The 1,043-nt window shown below is 62.9% G+C and carries 1 pseudogene; it reads left to right on the forward strand.

The annotated features are described in order from the left end of the window. A pseudogene (locus AC07W4_RS27820) lies at positions 1 to 1,043 on the forward strand (hypothetical protein); the annotation flags it as partial.

Raw genomic sequence — 1,043 nt, forward strand, 5'->3', positions numbered from 1 at the left:
CCGCCTGAGCTGGGGCGGGGTCTTCGTGTTCAGCCCGCCTTTGACCCAGGATCAGGCCGACGGCAAAACGCCGATCGTCATCCATGTCGACGAAGCCACGATCCGTGACGCGGGGGACTCTGACAGCACCGGGCTGGCGGTGGTTTTCGAACTGTACGACAAGGTCGACAACCGTTCCGAGGACTGGAGTGCCGCCCAGCGGGTGGTGGTCGGCATCGACACGGCGCGTCCACTGGCACCGCTGCTCAAGGAAACGCAGAACAACGTGCTGGATCTCGACAAGCTGGGCGATGCCAAGGGCACCGGGCAGGTCCTTGCCGTGGACGGCAAGTTTTTCGCGAAGGACGACACCGTCTTCCTCAAACTCAAAGGCACGCCGGTGGAAGGGACACCGATCGACCACGAACTGCCGGGCAAGGTCCTGGAGAGCGTACCGAGCGTCCTTGAAATACCGATCGACAATGCCCTCCTGCGCCGCTTTGCCAAGGCCCAGATGGTGCTGTCCTACCGCATCCGGAAAGCCGATGGCTCGGCCGATATTTTTTCCAAAGGGCAGTTCATCAGCGTCATCGGTCAACTCCAGCGCCTCAAGCCGCCAATCGCCGAAGACGCCGAGCAAGGGGCGCTCGATCCGGACCTGCCGCGCACCCGCATCGAAATCCCGTGGGACGCCTCGTTCGAGGCCGGTCAGGCGATCAAACTGTTCTGGCTCGGCACCCTGCCGGATCTCACGCCGTACCTGCCCGACCTGCCATTGCGACCGATCACCAATGGCGACATCAGCGCCGGATTACCGCTGTACATCACCGTTGACGGTGCCCATATCAAGATTCTGGAAGGTGGCACGCTGGAGCTCTATTACCAATTGCTGAGCGACGACGGCGTACTGGCGAAGCTCGATCGCTACAGTGCGCTCAATGCGATCCGCGAGTCCGAACACGCGGCGCTGCTCGCGGTCGGCGAGCCACGCCTGGAACTGCCGATGCCAACCGTAGAGGGTGTGGTCGACAACGTCCTCGACCCGGATCGCAACGGCACCACGC

The sequence above is a fragment of the Pseudomonas sp. GW821-FHT02A08 genome (assembly GCF_059422045.1).